The 16,955-nt window shown below is 40.1% G+C and carries 16 protein-coding genes and 3 pseudogenes; 4 read left to right on the top strand and 15 right to left on the bottom strand.

Annotated features, from left to right (window positions below):
- Nucleotides 1-241: 241 nt before the first annotated feature.
- The 11 genes and pseudogenes from AEX56_RS04735 to AEX56_RS04775 all read right to left on the bottom strand — a co-directional run.
- Nucleotides 242-1,583, bottom strand: a pseudogene (locus AEX56_RS04735) (oleate hydratase); the annotation flags it as partial.
- 215 nt (nucleotides 1,584-1,798) lie between these two features.
- Nucleotides 1,799-2,008, bottom strand: a complete 210-nt coding sequence (locus AEX56_RS08235) for a hypothetical protein (RefSeq protein WP_152907867.1) — start codon at nucleotides 2,006-2,008, stop codon at nucleotides 1,799-1,801.
- A 23-nt stretch (nucleotides 2,009-2,031) separates the two neighbouring features.
- A complete protein-coding gene (locus tag AEX56_RS08460) occupies nucleotides 2,032-2,565 on the bottom strand; it encodes an MFS transporter (RefSeq protein ID WP_160315176.1) in 534 nt (177 codons plus the stop codon).
- Entirely contained in the window at nucleotides 2,562-2,816 is a 255-nt protein-coding gene (locus AEX56_RS08465) for a hypothetical protein (RefSeq protein WP_152907869.1), read from the bottom strand. The genes AEX56_RS08460 and AEX56_RS08465 overlap by 4 nt, the downstream gene beginning before the upstream one ends.
- A 379-nt stretch (nucleotides 2,817-3,195) precedes the next feature.
- Nucleotides 3,196-3,438, bottom strand: a complete 243-nt coding sequence (locus tag AEX56_RS08975) for an NUDIX domain-containing protein (protein WP_236682977.1) — start codon at nucleotides 3,436-3,438, stop codon at nucleotides 3,196-3,198.
- A 1-nt stretch (nucleotide 3,439) separates the two neighbouring features.
- Complete coding sequence (locus tag AEX56_RS04750; protein ID WP_049618076.1) at nucleotides 3,440-3,655, bottom strand: YozE family protein; 216 nt, start codon at nucleotides 3,653-3,655, stop codon at nucleotides 3,440-3,442.
- Between the two features lie 83 nt (nucleotides 3,656-3,738).
- Nucleotides 3,739-4,278: a DUF1697 domain-containing protein gene (locus AEX56_RS04755; RefSeq protein WP_049618077.1), complete on the bottom strand. Its 540-nt coding sequence runs from the start codon at nucleotides 4,276-4,278 to the stop codon at nucleotides 3,739-3,741.
- Nucleotides 4,279-4,372: 94 nt separating this feature from the next.
- Complete coding sequence (locus AEX56_RS04760) at nucleotides 4,373-5,170, bottom strand: CvfB family protein (protein ID WP_049618078.1); 798 nt, start codon at nucleotides 5,168-5,170, stop codon at nucleotides 4,373-4,375.
- Nucleotides 5,171-5,232: 62 nt separating this feature from the next.
- Nucleotides 5,233-5,790, bottom strand: coding sequence for a ribosome recycling factor (frr, locus tag AEX56_RS04765; RefSeq protein WP_049618079.1), 558 nt, complete (start codon nucleotides 5,788-5,790; stop codon nucleotides 5,233-5,235).
- Between the two features lie 13 nt (nucleotides 5,791-5,803).
- On the bottom strand, nucleotides 5,804-6,538 hold the full coding sequence (pyrH, locus tag AEX56_RS04770; RefSeq protein ID WP_049618080.1) for a UMP kinase: 735 nt from the start codon (nucleotides 6,536-6,538) through the stop codon (nucleotides 5,804-5,806).
- Nucleotides 6,539-6,646: 108 nt separating this feature from the next.
- On the bottom strand, nucleotides 6,647-8,281 hold the full coding sequence (locus AEX56_RS04775; RefSeq protein WP_049618081.1) for a putative polysaccharide biosynthesis protein: 1,635 nt from the start codon (nucleotides 8,279-8,281) through the stop codon (nucleotides 6,647-6,649).
- 121 nt (nucleotides 8,282-8,402) lie between these two features.
- On the opposite strand from AEX56_RS04775, the gene AEX56_RS04780 reads away from it, so the two are divergent.
- Complete coding sequence (locus AEX56_RS04780) at nucleotides 8,403-9,347, top strand: beta-1,6-N-acetylglucosaminyltransferase (protein WP_049618082.1); 945 nt, start codon at nucleotides 8,403-8,405, stop codon at nucleotides 9,345-9,347.
- A gap of 25 nt (nucleotides 9,348-9,372) precedes the next feature.
- Here AEX56_RS04780 and AEX56_RS04785 read toward each other — a convergent pair whose 3' ends face one another.
- From AEX56_RS04785 to AEX56_RS04795, 3 genes are all read right to left on the bottom strand, one after another.
- The gene (locus tag AEX56_RS04785; protein ID WP_049618083.1) at nucleotides 9,373-10,767 is read right to left on the bottom strand and encodes a polysaccharide deacetylase family protein; all 1,395 of its coding nucleotides are present in this window, start codon (nucleotides 10,765-10,767) and stop codon (nucleotides 9,373-9,375) included.
- A 116-nt stretch (nucleotides 10,768-10,883) separates the two neighbouring features.
- Entirely contained in the window at nucleotides 10,884-11,267 is a 384-nt protein-coding gene (gloA, locus tag AEX56_RS04790; RefSeq protein ID WP_049618084.1) for a lactoylglutathione lyase, read from the bottom strand.
- Between the two features lie 323 nt (nucleotides 11,268-11,590).
- Nucleotides 11,591-12,055, bottom strand: coding sequence for a Dps family protein (locus AEX56_RS04795; protein ID WP_049618085.1), 465 nt, complete (start codon nucleotides 12,053-12,055; stop codon nucleotides 11,591-11,593).
- A 158-nt stretch (nucleotides 12,056-12,213) separates the two neighbouring features.
- Here AEX56_RS04795 and AEX56_RS04800 point away from each other — a divergent pair, with 158 nt between their 5' ends.
- From AEX56_RS04800 to AEX56_RS04810, 3 genes and pseudogenes are all read left to right on the top strand, one after another.
- Nucleotides 12,214-12,633: a low molecular weight protein-tyrosine-phosphatase gene (locus AEX56_RS04800; protein WP_049618086.1), complete on the top strand. Its 420-nt coding sequence runs from the start codon at nucleotides 12,214-12,216 to the stop codon at nucleotides 12,631-12,633.
- Nucleotides 12,634-12,695: 62 nt separating this feature from the next.
- Nucleotides 12,696-13,118 (top strand): membrane protein, encoded by a 423-nt coding sequence (locus tag AEX56_RS04805; RefSeq protein ID WP_049618087.1) that lies wholly within the window; start codon nucleotides 12,696-12,698, stop codon nucleotides 13,116-13,118.
- A pseudogene (locus tag AEX56_RS04810) lies at nucleotides 13,108-14,839 on the top strand (acyltransferase family protein). The gene AEX56_RS04805 and the pseudogene AEX56_RS04810 overlap by 11 nt, the downstream one beginning before the upstream one ends.
- A 320-nt stretch (nucleotides 14,840-15,159) precedes the next feature.
- Here the strand turns inward: AEX56_RS04810 and spxB are convergent.
- A pseudogene (spxB, locus tag AEX56_RS04815) lies at nucleotides 15,160-16,924 on the bottom strand (pyruvate oxidase); the annotation flags it as partial.
- Nucleotides 16,925-16,955: the final 31 nt, after the last annotated feature.

Here is a 16,955-nt window from a genome sequence, read left to right on the forward strand (position 1 = left end):
GTGATGCGGACGTCAGCGACTTCTTACAGAATTCCATGCCTAAACTTTGAGCCTCGTCTCAAAGTTTCCGTGTATCAGAAATACTAATATTTCTGATACTTTCATCACGGTGGAAGTATTCGCCTTGGCTCGCATTGATCACATAAAAAATGATGTTTATTTTGTCAGTCTACTGACTCTAAATCAATTGCGCCTCTTCTAGCAATTCTTCAATGAAGGTGCCACGAATCTTCTTGTGACCGATTTTTTCCACTGGAACTCCCAAATGATAAAACCATTCTTGCGTGATTTCTTGCCCCGTACAATCCTCAATTTTCTTATGGACATAATTGCCCTCAATATTGGAATAAAGCCCATAGATCCAGACTGTTGATTCGTTTTCCTTTTGTTCCTTGAAGTGGGGTTGGCGGTGAATAACAAAGCTCATCATCCAGTTGGAGTCCGTGATGGTGATGATCCCACCTGTATTGACTTTTCCATCGTGCAAATCACGGTGCGTTAATCGCTCAATATAAGGCTCAATGGCGGCATCCTTGATAGTTGCTGTCGCCGAAACAAACCAAGATTCAGCCGGTAAATCCTTGTAGAAGACCTCTGGAAAAATCATCTGACTGTGCAGCTAAACTTTCCCAGAGGTTCCACGAACCGCCTAGTGCTTTTGTTGGTTTCGCTACTTCAAAGTGACTACCATAGGTTGTGCTTTCAGTGATGGAACCATTGGTGACAAAGACTAGATCGTCTTCTGTCAGATTGATAACTTTTGCTTCACCTGCCACTGTCACATGGAGTGCTTTAGCAACTTTCTTGTTTCCTTCAAAGGCTACATCAATATTGGTTACCTTGGATTCGTACTGAATATCCACACCATGTTCTTCTAGGTAAGCTAAAATAGGTTTGACCATGGAGTCATATTGATTGTATTTATTGAATTTCAAAGAAGTAAAATCTGGCAAGCCGTCAATGTGGTGAATAAAACGCATAGCGTACCGACGCATTTCTGCTACAGAGTGCCATTTTTCAAAGGAAAACATAGTTGCCCAATAAATCCAAAAATTAGACTCAAAAAAGGCATCAGAGAAGAATTCTTCAATAGTTTGGTCGCCTAAGGATTCTTCGGTCTTCATGATCAAATTGACCAATTCCTTAGACTGTTTTCCAAGGGTATACATGCCATCATCTGGCACCCAATTGCCTCGATTGTAAATCAAGCAACAGTTGGATGAGTTAGAGGCATCCTTATCCAGCCAGTAAAATTGATCTAGATAGGATGCACCTGGAATTTTGAGCGACGGGATAGAACGATACATGTCCCACATACACTCAAAATGATTTTCCATCTCACGCCCACCGCGAGTCACAAAACCAAGATGTGGTTTTTCAATCCCATCCAAAGACCCGCCAGCTAGAGGCAGTTCCTCAAAAAGGTGAATCCGATCGCCTGCCATTTGTCCATCACGAATGAGAAAGACAGCTGCTGCCAATCCTGCTAGTCCAGAACCTACTAGATAAGCTGATTTTTTGTCGACACCAGCTGGTTTTCTAGGTCGCGCAAAAGCTTCAAAATTTCCACTTGTATAATACATAAATGAACCTCCTCTAATTTAGGAATCCGTTTCCCTTATGATTTGATGAGGTTATTGTACTCCTAAATTTCCAAAATCACTAGTTAAAAATGCGCTAAATTCCTTATTTTACACATTATTAGACATGCTGTCCATTAATAAAAAGAACAGAAGATTCATCTAATCTCTACTCTTTTCATTTTTATTTTACTAAAAAACAATTTCGCTTTGCCATTTCAACCATCAATCAAAAGTCCCGTCAAGGGAAAAATGATGATCATGGACAAACTGAAAAACATGGCATTGACACTCAGCATAGTGGCGCGAATCTGGCTCGACAGCACCTCTTGTAACTCCTTACCGAAAATAGGAGAAAAATAGGTGAATAGTACATCAGTGACCAGATAAATGACCATATAGACCATTGGTAATTGCCAAATACTCAAGAGGTAAAAAGCAACTGTTGCAGCTACCAAAATGGGAAAAATAGTGGTCGCTTTTTGATGCTCCCCCTAATTTGCCATGACGACAACATCTGCAATTCATTTTGGTAATAAAAATAAAACATGCACATGACAACACTCAATAACTGCGTCGAGATTAGCCAAGACAGGAGCCGTGGATCTTCTCGAAAAGTCTGGCTGACCGTCAGCAAAATTTTCTTGAGTGGAATGGCTTCTTCTTGCTCTTGTTTGAACTGTGGTTCTCTCATAAAAAAGATAAAAACCATGACCAGTAGCGAAAAAGCAATTTGGATCATGCAGGCCACGTCTAGTAAGCCGTGGATAAGAAAGCCTGCTACTACGGTTCCAAAAGTCCGCGTTCCTTCTGAAATCCCTGCCATGACACTGCTAATTTTTAGGAATTTACTTTCTAATCCGGCTTCCTTGACCGTTTCAAACAGCATGGCAGCGCTGGTTCCCGAGTCAAAATTGTAGGACCAAGCACTGAGAATCATCCCAACCGCGTAGACCCAAAAATTTCCATGACCCAGCAGCATCAACAGACAGGACAAAATCGATCAGCCAGCATGCCAGATGGTACTTCCGACAAGAGGCTGATCCCATGAAAAATGCTCTCTAACAAGCCAATTTGCCAGAGACTCATACCTTTTTGACTTAAAAATAGAATCCAAAAACTGGTAATGCCAAAGAAGGCAAAAAATTCTGTTGCACCTAGTAGTGCAATAGTAGTGTGATACGATTTTTTAACATAGATCATTCCTTTAAGCAACTCTCGCTCTTTTTTCAACAATATAAGCCTGTTATAACAGGAAATTTCTAGACTACATATCTCCTACTGCGCTCATGGGCACTCTTCTTCGAATGATCTCTCTTTTTGTCGTATCACGGACATCCCAATTATAGCATAGACTATACAAAAAAAGCCATCCCTCGGATGACTTTCGTCCTAATCAATAACTTCAATTATCTGTAGAGACTGCGGTAAATTCCAAATTTCTTTTTTGAGAAATGTTGGATAAAAATATAAAGCCTCCAACTTTTCAAAAGAAATCCATTCAAAATGATTGAGCCGTCCCTGCTCATTAACTGTAAAATTTCCAAAAGAAATATCAGAAACTTCGACCAAAAAATAAAGACAAAGCTCGTGAAAATCCTCTTGGCTCTTGTCTTCAGTAAAAAAAGGATTGCGATAACCACAATGGTCGAAGAGTAATTGACTCAAGACCCACCTCTTCCTCAATTTCACGGTTGATGGCAGATTCCAAGGTCTCACCAAACTGCACACGGCTACCAGGTAAATAGGCATAAGGCGAATGTTCCTCACGAATAACCAGCAATCGATTATCATTTATGATGATTCCTGCTACACGGTAATTGAAGCGACCCTTATCCGTTGCGAATGTAATGTCCATGTCAATGCCCCAAATATTCTTTCCAAATAGAGTCAAAATGCCCCAGATTAAAAGAAAAGGCTGCCTGATCCTCTAGGTAGCGGCTGACTTGATCAAAATCATCCGTGTGCTTAGGAAAGGTAGAATCATCAAATGCTAAGTCTGCTAAAATCGCTACAGGCTCACTTGATTTGGGATTGCGCTGGGTCATCAACCAGCTATAAAATGATTTTCTCATAGATCCTCCGTATTCATCTTTCACATGATACCAAAAAAATCCCAGCTTGTCTGAGATTTTTACCAGTTATTTACTTTTTTATACTACATTTTAATCAGTTTTCTCACTGTATTTGCTGAACGTATTGTTAGACTCTTAGCAACAGTTGAGCTGATTGTTTTAGACCACCAATTCGTTTTTTGATATCTTTCACGATTAAAAGACCAAAAAATAGCATTTTTAACATTCTCTATACTCTCTAAAACTATGTTTGGTTGACCCAATGTATCATATACTTCAGAAAAGGTCGCTGGCGGTATCATAAAGATCAAGTTATCATACATTTCTTTATCCTTATTCCCCCACCACCTTGGTGCACAATGCAGGATTTCTTCTAGTTCAACGATTGGAATAACAAAAACTGGAATATCTAATCGGAAATTGCTTTTTATCATGGATTCGATTTGATGTCTCAATGTAGCAGTATCATTTTCAAAACAAGAAAAAATAACATTTCCAGTGTTCAAATAAGTTTTGACCTCTTGAAAGTTTAGTGAATGAAATCCTTCTGCCAATTCACCCATTTGAATTTTATTTTTCCCATTAATGTTAATCCCTCTCAGTAAGGCAACATATCTTTCCATTGTCAAATTTCCTTGTTAATGATGAACTGCATCTCAAACCTCAGACAGGAAACATCTCATTTCAAGAGACAGTTCGTATGCACGGACTCATGGTTTATTTCAACTCTGTTTCAAAAGTATCTTGTTTGATTTTTCCTGCTTTCATGAGGCCTCCAAGTGCTTTTTTGAATTGTCCTTTGGAAATGCCAAAGATAGCCTTGATATCATCTGGTGAAGATTTGTCGTTCAAAGTCATAAAGCCACCGTTTGATTCCAAGTAGGTCAAAATCATCTGGGCATCATTTTCTAACATCTCAAAAGAACGCGGTTTGAGAGAGAGATTAAGAGTGCGGTCCACTTGTCGGAAACCAATGACCCGAACTTCCAGCTCTTGTCCCAAGCGTGGCTCGCTGAACCGGCTCATTTTGAGACGATAAACGATGGCACGCAAGGTCTGATTTTGCATATTGTAATAGGCAGGACCAGCCATCTTTTGAAAATCTTCCTGAAAAGCAGGCAGAGCCCAGAGTCGATCTTTCTTATCCACACTGTAGCGGACATAAAGTTGATCGCCTTTTTTAGGCCATAATTCCTTGATTTCAGGTAAAATATCTAATGATACTACCACTTCTTTGTCAGGTAGTCCTGTGTCCAAGAAAACACCCAAGTCCTTTCGAACATCCGTAACAGTCCCCCAGCCAAAATGGTCCAAGGTAGCTGTCACTTCTTTGGTTGTTAAGCGTGGACGTTGTTTTATATCAACATAAGCAAAACCTTTGACAGACTCTCCCAAACGGTGCGGCCCCTCTTCTTTTGCAAGAGCAAAGGTGATGCCCTCTTTTTGTACATAGTAAAATTGGTCATTTTCACCTGTGATGATTCCAACCAAAAATTGTGCGAGTAAGTGATTCATAAATTTCTTTCTATCTAAAGGGCAAAAGAGAGCCAGCTCCTAAGAACTGACTCTGTCTTTTCTTACACAGCCAAGAGTTCTTTTTCTTTTTCAGCTGTCATTTCGTCGATTTTCTTGATGGCGTCATCCGTTGCTTTTTGGATGTCTTTTTCCAGAGATTTCAATTCATCTTCTGTAATCTCTTTTGCTTTTTCTGCTTTCTTAGCATCGTCCATTGCATCACGGCGGATATTACGGATGGCAATTTTAGCATTTTCGCCTACTTTTTTCACATCTTTTGCCAAGTTTTTACGTGTTTCCTCTGTCAATGCAGGAATGACCAAACGAATCACTGTACCGTCAGATTGTGGGGTCAAGCCAAGGTCTGATGCGTTTAGAGCACGTTCAATTTCTTTCAAGATGGATTTATCAAATGGTGTAATCAAAAGCACACGCGCTTCCGGCACAGTAATCCCTGCTAACTGGTTCAAGGGTGTTTCTGCACCATAATATTCCACTGTGATGCGGTCTAACAAGCTTGCATTGGCACGGCCTGCGCGAATTTGACCAAACTCACGCGCCAAACTTTGGTGGGATTGTGCCATACGTTCTTGAGCTTTTGTAACAATTTCTTTTGACATGAATTTCTTCTTTCTATTTATGTTCTTCTTTGTTGGATACCGTTGTTCCGATATTTTCGCCAAATACAACTCGTTTGATATTGCCTGGTTCGTTCATATTGAAGACAACCAAGTCGATATCATTATCCATGGAGAGGGTTGATGCAGTTGCATCCATAATTTTAAGGCCTCGGTTAATCACTTCACGATGAGTCAATTCGTCGAACTTCACAGCGTTAGCATCTTTTCTAGGATCAGCATTATACACGCCATCGACCCCATTTTTTGCCATGAGAATAGCATCCGCTTCAATCTCAGCTGCACGAAGGGCGGCAGTTGTATCCGTTGAAAAATACGGAGAACCAATTCCCGCACCGAAAATCACGATACGACCTTTTTCTAAATGACGAAGAGCACGTCCGCGGATATAAGGCTCTGCCACAGATTGCATGGCAATGGCAGTTTGTACGCGCGTGTCTACACCCAATTGTTTCAGACTGTCCGCCATCACGAGAGCATTCATAACTGTCCCAAGCATTCCTGTGTAATCAGCTTGAACACGATCCATTCCAGCCTCTGCAGCAGGCTCTCCACGCCAGAGATTTCCACCACCGATAACAAGAGCAATCTGTACACCAGATTCTGCTACTTCTGCAATTTCCTTTGCCATTTCCTGTACGGTTGGCAAATCAATCCCAACACCACGCTCACCCGCAAGGGCCTCACCAGACAATTTGATTAGAATACGGTTGTACTTTGGTTGTGACATGTTTTTTCTCCTCTATTTCATCCTTAACATTCTATCATAAATTTTATACTTTTTACAGCAGAAGATGACGCAAAAAGAGAAAAACCTCTGGTTTTTCTCTTTTACATTTTATGATATTCGTAATTTTTTTCGTAGTCGTTGCGCTCTTGCACCAATCAATTTATCTAATTGGCGCGTTTTCAAAGTCAAGACTCCAAAAATCAAGATACCAACACTACCTGAGATAATGATGTGAAGGATACTAATAAAGCGACTGACCGGCGGAATCCATTGAGTTAATCCCCATTCTAATGTAAAGACAATAATTCCCATTACAAGAGAAACCAAACTAATACCGACCAAATCACGACCAATTTTCTTTTTATTTAAGTCTAACACCTTATCAATGTGACGGTAAAATAGAATGACAGTGATGGATAAACCAATCGCTGATGATAATAAGGAACCATACACTTGGAAGAGATAAAGGAAGGGAATCTGCAAGACAATCTTTGTCACAAGGCCAATCAAGAAATAAAGAATAGCTCTGCGATTTTCAAAAATAGCTTGGATGATAACACCTAGTACTGCGTAGAGCCCCTGCACAAAAATCAATAAGATATTGGCAATAAAAAGATCAATGGCTAAGTCTTCAGCCCATCCATAAAAAATAGAATAAAGAGGACGCGCGACCAGAATGGTCCCGATGATGGCAGGAATGACAAAGATAAAGAGCATCTGCATATTATCAGTCACTAAATTAGAAGTTGCTTTTCGATTTTTCTCGACAAAACGTGCTGTAATCAAAGGAATTGCCACACTACCGATAGAACCTGTAATCCCAATAATCAGCATGGTAATTTTACTTGGATTAGCCGTCATGTAGGTATACCAAACCAGCAATTCTTTTCTTGCTTGACCTGTGATCATCTTCATCACATTGACAAAGGTCATTTGGTCAATGAATTGGAAAACTTGGAAGGCACAACCCAAGATGATCAAGGGAATCGCTTCTTTGACAGTCTCCACAATCAAGGGTTTTAGTTCAATCCCTGTTTCAGGCGCCTTGCTGTGGTAAATTTTAGAAATAAGTCCTCGTCTTTGAAGAACATAGAGCAAGACAGCGACACTGGCAATCATTCCGATAAAGGCAGCAAAGGTTGATTGAATAACTGCTTCATGGTAGTTTCCAGAACCAAATTTCATGATATAGAAAGTCGCTAATAAAATCCAAATAACCCGAATAACCTGCTCTGCTATCTGACTAATGGCATAGGGTTTTAAGTCGTTATGTCCTTGGAAAAATCCACGCATGATACTCATGGCTGGGAAAATAAAGAGAGGGGGAACCAAACTGTACATGACTGGAATCAGTAATTCCTTCGATCCTGACCATTCTGCCAGAAAAGGCGAACTTACATACATAACACCAGCAAAAACAGCTCCCAAAGCTAGCATGAGCTTGAGAAATTCCCGCAATAGATAATAGGAAATGTCCTCACGCCCTAGGGTATTGTACTTAGCAATTTGCTTGGCAACTGCCGTTGGTAGTCCTACCGTTGAAATCAATAGAAAATTGGCATAAACTTGGTAACCCATATTAAAGAGAGCATTGGCCTCCTCACTATGTTTTCCTAACCAAATATACCACGGAATAATATAAATAACTCCTAATAGACGGCTAATAAAGTTTCCCGCAGTCAACCAAGCCATTCCTCTGGCCATGGTTTCCTGTTCATGAGTTTGCACTGGTTTTTCAGACATAGAATTCTCTTTCGTGTTTTTTCGTTTCAATTGGTAATTATAAACTTTTCCTTGCAACTTGTAAAACCAAAACATTTACGCTAGAATAAATGAGTTGACTATGAATTGAAAAGGAGCCTGTATGTTAAAGCATGCTTATCTCATTATTGCCTATGATAAATTTGAGCAACTAGCCTTCCAAATCTCTCTTTTAGATGATCCACGAAATGATATTTTCATTCATATGGACAAGCGGACTCATTTGACAGACCAAGATAAAAAAAATCTTCAGGCTGCTGCTCGCCATTCCAATGTTTACTTTACTCCACAAATTGCGGTGTACTGGGGGCATTTTTCTCTAGTAGAAGCAGAGCTGATTTTGTATAAAGCGGCCGCTGAAAAAGGAGGATATGACTTCTATCACCTCATTTCTGGTGCGGATTTACCTCTGGCTTCCCAAGATTATATTCATGCATTTTTTGAAGATAAATTAGATCGCATTTTTATTACGCGCTACAATCAAGAAGAAGAAAAAGACTTAAAATTGCATAAGTTGGTGGAGCATTACCATCTTTCTCGCCGTATTGATCCCCGTCATCTATCGCCAATTCCTAGAAAGTGCCTTCGATTATACCAAGTTTTGGAAAATAAAATTCAAACAGCCTTAAAGGTTGATCGACTACATGGCAAACGTACAGAATGGGGATTTGAAGGTTTTTCTGAGTGGAAATCATTTGGACATGATGTCCTCCTGGCTGTTCTTCAACAAGAAGAATTTATCAGAAAACAATTTCGTTTTACTTTCTGTTCTGATGAATATTTCTTCTCCATCGTTCTCAAGCGCGCTGGCTTAACAGATCGCATTTATGACCATCGTGCTGTCAACGACTTGCCTGATGAGTTTCAAGGAAATCTGCGCTACATCAACTGGTGGGATGGTCATCCATATGAATGGATAGACTCAGCCAAAGATAAGGCACAATTGGACAAAGGCATTGCCCTCGGACACCTCTTCTCTCGTAAATTTAATCTCGATAAATACCCAGATTTGAAAGAATATATTTTAGAAAAAATCAGAGAAAAATAGTCTGCTTTCCCAAGCAACCTATTTTTTATTGAGCTGGACCATTGGATGTTTGGTCATAGTAAATGTTCTCCGGATTGAGGTTATCACCTAGTAAGTCACTAACTGTTCCAAAGGTATAGCCTTGTGAAGACAAGTAGCTTAACACAGAATCTAAGGAATTCACTGTAGTTTGATGAATATCGTGCATGAGGATAATACTTCCCTTATGCGTTCCTGCTTTTACTTGGGCTAGAATAGCTTGAGGGTTGTGACTCTTCCAATCTAATGTATCTACAGACCAGTAAATGGCTGGCATTTGTGTTGCAGCCATAACCGCTTTGTTGACCGCTCCGTAGGGTGGTCGTAACAATGTCGGACGTTGACCTGTTACAGCTTCAACAGCAGATTGAGTCTGTTGAATTTCTTGCTTAATCTGGTCAGCAGACAAACGAGTTAAGTTTGAATGACTCCAAGAATGATTCGCAATCTCATGACCATCCGCCTGCATTTGCTTCAGGATGGATTCTTTTCCAGCTATTGCCTGCCCAAGCACAAAGAAGGTAGCTTTGGCATTGTATTTTTTCAAAAGTGCCAACACTTGTGGTGTGGTGGTTGCGCTAGGACCATCATCAAAAGTCAAAGCAATCATCTTTTCACGTTTTTTAGCTTCCTTTTCAGCTTGATAAGCATCATAGGCTTTTAGGTCCTCTTCAGCTAAATATTGGCTCTTAACGGCTTCGAATAAACTGGAAATTGGAACTGTGATTGTAGCTAGACCAATAGCCTCAGGCAACTGAACTGTCAATTGGCTCGCTTCATATGAAAATGTCAATTCCTCTAACTGAGTCTGCTTAAAAATTTCTAACGCTTGATGGATTTTTTCTTCAGATGTTTCCTTGGCCATCAAATCTGTCTTGATTTGTTTTGAGAAAACACTGCGCATAGTTTCTTGATTAGCGGCAAAAGTCGCCAATGTGAATATCTGATTATCCTCCGTCAAGAGAAGACTATCTTCGGATGCTTTCCCAATCTCCTTGATTGACAAACCACGCACCTGATAGCTGGCGGATTCAATATTGGTCTTGCGCACTTTAGCAAAGTGTGTCCCCTCATCCTTAGTAGAGACAAACAATAACTTGCGAATCGATCCCGTAGGTTTTTCTTGTCCAATCTTTTCTTCAATACAGTGATACAGAGCCTGCTCTACCGCTGAAACACGTTTGCCTACTTGATCCTTCGGAAAATAAGCGCTGACATAAGTGTGACCTACGCTCCCCACCTGTAAATCACTGGTTTCTGCCTTAAATGCTTTCTGACGACTAGCAATAAAATCAGAAAGATTTCGTTTTTCGTAGGCACGATAAGCAAACCAAGAGGCACAGGCAATCAGAACTACCAAGACAAGATTCAGTACAATTAAACTATTTCTTTTTTTATTCATTCTCTATCCACTCCACGTATTATCTGTCTACCATTCTACCACCCTTTCTTATAAAAATCCACGCTCATTTGAAAAACAGAGGCAAAATTACCTCTGTTCCTTCTTTAATATGCTGCTTAATCCGCGCGAATAACTTCGACACGATAGCCATCCGGATCTGTCACAAAATAGTAATGGCCCGGATTTCCTGGAAGTCCCGACAAATCAGTTGTTTTATAGCCGAGTGCCTTATGCTTAGCATTGTCTCCTTCCAAATCATCTGATGAGAGTGCTAAATGAGAGAAACCATCACCCACTATGTATGGTCCATGATCGTAGTTATAAGTCAACTCAATTTCAAACTCATCATCTGGCAAAGCCAAATACACCAATGTGAATTTGTGTTCGGGATAATCCTTGCGACGGGTCTCCTTAAAACCAAAAGCTTCTTCGTAGAACTTTTGTGATACTTCTAAGTTTTCCACACGCAAACAAGTGCGTAACATTTTAATACTAGCCATACTAGCCTCCTAATTTAAGATATGAGAGCGTAAAAAAATCCGTATAAAAATAGAAGATTGACGATGAGTCCAAAGACTCAAGGGAATCTATCTTTTTTGCACAGACTTCCGTGCGAATTCGATTACAAGATATAAGAGCGTTAAATGCACAGAAAAGATAAAAAATTGAGAAACCATCCTTTTGGTTTGCAAAAGATATTTCTTTTCATCCTAACATTTCACTCAAGTCCAATAGCTTCTATTTTAGTATAACATAACTGGAAACGCTTTGCTATTTTAGAAAACTAAAAGCCAGCATTCGCTGGCTTTCTTCTATTATTAGATTATTTCAAACCTGGTGCTTGTCCCAATTCAGCTTCCAACATCCAGACATTTTTCTCAACGCTTGCTTTGGCAACATTGAAAATATCGTTGGTTACGCTGTCGCCTTCTTGATCAGACACGTCAAATCCTTTAGCGAAAAGTTCTGCTAAGTAACTAAATACTTTGGCAACACGTGCCAACTGCTCATCCATAGACAAGCTGTAGTCTCCAGTCACTTCTTCCAGTTTACTATTTTCACTAAACTCTTTCAAGGTAGAGTATGGTGCACCACCAATAGTGATGAGACGTTCACTCATTTCATCTAAGTAACCGTCAATTTCTTCCATGTATTCGTCCATTTTTGGATGCCAAACCATGAAGCCACGACCACGCATATACCAATGTACTTGGTGGAGAATAGAGTGGGCTACAGATAAATCAGCAACTGCTTGGTTCAAAATTTCTTTTGTTTTTTGGTAAGTCATATGGATTCCTTCTTTCTTCTTTATTTATATTCATTATAAATAAAGAAGAAAGAAGTTGCAAGTATTTCGATTCTTTATGAGAAAAGTCTTACAAAAATAACAAAATGAGAAAAATTAAGGGATTTTCGCTATAATAGAAGTAAGAGAAGGAGGACACCATGAAGCATATTATCTTCGTTTGTTTAGGAAATATCTGCCGAAGTCCTATGGCAGAAGCCATTATGAAAGAACTGGCTCCTCAGTGGAACATCGAAAGTCGGGCAACTTCTAGCTGGGAACACGGAAACCCCATCCACCTAGGTACGCGAAAAATATTGGAGCACTATCATATTTCTTATGATAAGAAAAAAGAATCCCAACAAATCAGCAAAGCAGATGCCGACGCATGCGACATCATCCTCGCCATGGACCAACAAAATATCAATGATTTGAAAAAGATGCTACCATATTCGCTGCATCATAAGATCCACTTGTTAGCAAAGCAAGATGTGCCAGATCCATGGTATACAGGAAATTTCCAAGAGACCTATCTTCTTATTTCACAAGCGTGCCAAGATTGGCTCAAAACTTTGTCATAATTTTGTCATATTTCCTCAAAAATGGTAGAATGATTCTATCCTTTAAGAGAAAGAGTTTAATCATGAAAGACTTACTCACCAATCCCAAAACTTGGGAACAATTCAAAAGTTATCTGACGAGAAAAAATCTCGAAATGGCTAGCGCTGTGCTCATCCTTATCTTTGCGCTCTCCGTTTTATTGGGACGAATCCCTACTCAAACAACGCTGAGCTGGAACGAGGTTAAAATGACTTATAATGGCTCTGTGGTTGCCAACAAACTGTCTGGGCATGGCAAACTGACCTTTGAAAATGGCGACACCTATGAAGGAAATTTTAAGAATGGTGTCTTTGATGGCAAAGGAACCTTTATCGCCAAAGCCGGATGGTCTTATGTGGGCGAATTCAAAAAAGGTGTGGCAGATGGTCAAGGTAAATTGACAACTGAATCTAATATTGTCTACGAAGGTACGTTTAAACAGGGGATTTATCAAGATGCGTATTAAATGGTTTTCATCAATTCGAGTCATAGGACTCATTATGGTCTTACTTTATCACTTCTTCCTTTCTATCTTTCGAGTACACCCGCAAGGGAACAATCGATGTCATCGGATTTTTTCGACGTAGACTCTATCGAATTCTACCAGCTCTCGTCCTGATGATTTTGCTGGTTGTCCCACTTGCCTTATCAGTCCGAAATGATTTCATTGCTAGCATCGGCTCTCAAATTGCAGCTAGTCTTGGTTTTATAACCAATATCTTTGAGATTCTAGCGGGAAATGGCTATGAAAATCAATTCACACCGCACTTATTTGTGCACACTTGGACATTGGCTTTGGAAGTCCAATATTATATTTTATGGGTACTTGCTGTCTGGTGGATGGCAAAAGTTTCTAAATCTGTTGGACAATTGCGTGGAATGATTTTCCTATCTTCTAGCGCACTTTTCCTTTTAAGTTTTTTATCTATGTTTATCTCCGCCTTCTTTGTCGAAAGCTCCTCTACCATTTACTTTTCACCGCTAACGCATAGTTTCCCATTCTTCTTGGGCTCTATCTTAGCCTCTCTATCCGGTATTGCATTCCCAAGTAAGAACTTTGAGCACATTTATCAAAAGCTTCCCCTCAAGAAATCTCTCATAATAATGGGAACAGGCTTGGCTATCTTGTTGCTCTTGCTTTTTGTCCTTCCATTCAATAGTATTTGGACATACACAATTGGTCTCTTCACAGCAACTGTGGTTTCTGGTGTTCTCATTTATACTGCTCGTATCCTCCACGAACAGACACCTCATATCCACGAGCCACTAATCGTGAATTTTTTGTCTGATATTTCCTACGGAATCTACCTCTTTCACTCGCCACTTTATTTGATATTTGGTCAGCTGGTTAACGGTATTCTTGCAGTTTTGTTGACCATTTTCTTCTCAGTGGTATTTTCTGCACTATCCTACTACATTATTGAGCCTTTCTTGGCTGGAAAATCCATTCGTCTTCTTCAATTTGAATTGAATTTGAAACCCTACAGCAAATGGATCGCTGGAGTATTTGGTATTCTAGTACTTGCTACCTTGGTCATTAGTGTGACAGCTCCTAAAGTCGGTAGCTTTGAGCGTGAAATGCTTACCAGCAATCTTCAGCAAGCTGATAGCCAAATGACCGCAACTCGCAATGCTGCTGAAAATGCGCAGGCTTCTGATTACAATATTCAACCAGGAGTCACAATTTTTGGTGATTCTGTCACAGTTCGTGCCAGCTCTGCTATTCAGACGGCTCTGCCGGATGCTCAAATCGACGGAACGGTCAGTCGTCACCTGACGGAAATTAGTAACTTAATCAAACTCTATAAAGACAGCAATACGCTTAGAGAAGATGTTGTAGTTGCCCTAGGGACCAATGCTTCCGAAGAATACAAGGAACTGTTGGATTCCTTAATTCAAGAGTCTCCAAAAGGACATCGCTTGATTTTCGTCACTCCATATGATGGAAATTTCAGTGTCAAAGAGGACTCTATTCCCTATCAAATCGGACAATACGAGAAAAAATTGGCCACAGAAAATGACTATATTACTATCGCAGATTGGTTCCAAGTAGCCGTTGATAATCCAAATATTTGGGTAGGCAGTGACCTAGTGCACTTCAACCTCCAAACAAATGGAGCTGAGCTCTTCGCCAATAATTTGAAAACCGCTATTGAGGCTGCTACTTCAACACCTGTTAAAAAATAAAATAAAGACTAGTCATTAGACTAGTCTTTTTATTTCATAACATGTTATAACAAAGAGGCTGAGACAAAGGTCCTGCCTCATCTTACCTTTTGAGTAATAATCATTCGACATAGTGCTTGGAAGTTCTTAACTCTTGCGACGCAAGGGATGGCGACCTCCCTAATCAACTGTGCGGGAGTAGAACGACAAAATCGGTAAATCGTTTTAAAATGACGATTTACCGATTTTTGTCCTCTTTTATTGATTCGTTCTTAGCTTTCGCTGGCTTGACTATTTGCTTGATCCGCGTCTGCTACATTTTTCTGATAAACTGGCTCTCGTTGTGATTTGAGTCCTTCTTCTTCGAGATAGTGACGAAGTGGTACTAAATCTTCCGCTTCATAGCGTTCTTTAAAGGCTTTGATTTCGTCTTCTGTTGCCAATTGTGGGTCCAATTTCATCATTTCAACCGGGAACGGACGGTCATGAGTAATTTTAGCGTCAATAACAACTGTTTTACCAGCCTTGTTATCTCCTACAGCTTTACGAACGACTTCATCAATCTCTTCAATACGACGAACGGTATAGCCGACCGCCCCCTGAGCCTCTGCTACTTTGGCATAATCCATATCCGCAAAGTCTACTCCAAAGAGATGTTTATTGGTATCTTCATATTTATTTTTAATGTACCCATACTCTGTATTTGAAAAGACTACATTAATAACAGGGAGTTTGTAGGAGACATTTGTCACTACATCAGGATAGCTCATGTTAAAGGCACCATCCTCAATGATATTCCAGACTTGGCGATTTGGGAAGGTACGTTTGGCTGCAATACCACCTGGAATAGCAATCCCCATTGTCGCAAATAGTGGAGAGGTGCGCCACATATTTTTAGGGGTCATGTGCAAGTGACGGATAGAGGTTTGTGTTGAATTACCAACATCAATAGAATAAATAGCATCTTCATCAGCGTATTTATTGATAGCATTATACACTTGATAGAGTTGCAGTTCACCTTCTGTTTTGGTTTCTAATTTTTTCATATAAGCATGCCAGTTTTGATTATTTTTAAGATTCGCACGCCACCAAGGAGAATCATAAACTGTATTAACTTTTTCAAGAATAGACCTGACAGCTTGTTCAGCGTCCGCCAAGATAGATACATCGAGTGAATGACGTTTACCGAGTTTATATGGGTCAATATCAATTTGGATGAATTTTTTAGCATTGCCAAAGGCATTATAAATTTCAGCAAATGGGTAGTTTGAGCCAACAAATAGCACAGTATCTGCTTCAAAGTTGAGCTCATTGCCTTGTTTCCAAGCTACGCGGCCAACTGATCCAGCAAGTGCATCATCGTCCCAATGGAAAGCATCGAAGTTTTTACCTGTAATGTCAATAGAAGCTTTGATTTTATGAGCCAACTCAGATACTAAGTCGCCTGCTTGGTTAATCCCAACACCAGCGTAGATAATGGGGCGTTCCGCATGATTGAGCACATCTACTGCTGCATCAATGTCCTCTTCATTAAGAGCAGGACGTAAGAAGTCTCGTTGATAACTACCTGACCCATAATAGGAATCCGCGTCAATTTCAGCATATCCAAAGTCATTTGGGATTTTAACAACTGCAGGACCTTTTTTAGCCATGGCTGCACGTGCAGCTTCATCAATGATTTTTAGCAATTGTTCTGCATAAGCCACACGTTTGTTGTAAACCGCTACACTTTCATACATAGGATTTTGGTTCAGTTCTTGGAAAGCATCCATGTTGAGCTCTTTTGTTGGACGAGAACCTAGAATAGCAATCATTGGAGTATTATCCATAGCTGCATCGTAGATCCCGTTTATCAAGTGCATGGCACCCGGACCACCAGACCCAACTGCGACTGCCAAAGCCCCACCCCATTTTTTCTGCATGACTGCAGCAAGGGCTCCTGTTTCTTCATGACGTACTTGAAGAAATTCAATCCCATCCTCTTCAGCAAGTGCATCCATAATACCACCTAGCATTCCTGATGGAATACCGTAGATAGTATGTACACCCCCAAGTTTTGAGGACTTTCAACATGGCACGACCAGCTGTAATTTTTTCTTTTGTCATCACACATTCCTCCTTGATTTGCTAATTGCAT

Origin of the sequence: Streptococcus sp. X13SY08 (assembly GCF_001182825.2) — a bacterium.
GTDB lineage: Bacteria > Bacillota > Bacilli > Lactobacillales > Streptococcaceae > Streptococcus.

Coding starts and splice junctions, on each gene's coding strand:
- pyrH (WP_049618080.1), bottom strand. CDS start 6,538: ATGTCACAACCAAAGTACAACCGTATTCTAATCAAATTGTCTGGTGAG.
- AEX56_RS04750 (WP_049618076.1), bottom strand. CDS start 3,655: ATGAGAAAATCATTTTATAGCTGGTTGATGACCCAGCGCAATCCCAAA.
- AEX56_RS04805 (WP_049618087.1), top strand. CDS start 12,696: ATGAAAGACTTACTCACCAATCCCAAAACTTGGGAACAATTCAAAAGT.
- AEX56_RS04800 (WP_049618086.1), top strand. CDS start 12,214: ATGAAGCATATTATCTTCGTTTGTTTAGGAAATATCTGCCGAAGTCCT.
- frr (WP_049618079.1), bottom strand. CDS start 5,790: ATGTCAAAAGAAATTGTTACAAAAGCTCAAGAACGTATGGCACAATCC.
- AEX56_RS04775 (WP_049618081.1), bottom strand. CDS start 8,281: ATGTCTGAAAAACCAGTGCAAACTCATGAACAGGAAACCATGGCCAGA.
- AEX56_RS04755 (WP_049618077.1), bottom strand. CDS start 4,278: ATGGAAAGATATGTTGCCTTACTGAGAGGGATTAACATTAATGGGAAA.
- AEX56_RS04785 (WP_049618083.1), bottom strand. CDS start 10,767: ATGAATAAAAAAAGAAATAGTTTAATTGTACTGAATCTTGTCTTGGTA.
- AEX56_RS04795 (WP_049618085.1), bottom strand. CDS start 12,055: ATGACTTACCAAAAAACAAAAGAAATTTTGAACCAAGCAGTTGCTGAT.
- AEX56_RS08975 (WP_236682977.1), bottom strand. CDS start 3,438: ATGGACATTACATTCGCAACGGATAAGGGTCGCTTCAATTACCGTGTA.
- AEX56_RS04760 (WP_049618078.1), bottom strand. CDS start 5,170: ATGAATCACTTACTCGCACAATTTTTGGTTGGAATCATCACAGGTGAA.
- gloA (WP_049618084.1), bottom strand. CDS start 11,267: ATGGCTAGTATTAAAATGTTACGCACTTGTTTGCGTGTGGAAAACTTA.
- AEX56_RS04780 (WP_049618082.1), top strand. CDS start 8,403: ATGTTAAAGCATGCTTATCTCATTATTGCCTATGATAAATTTGAGCAA.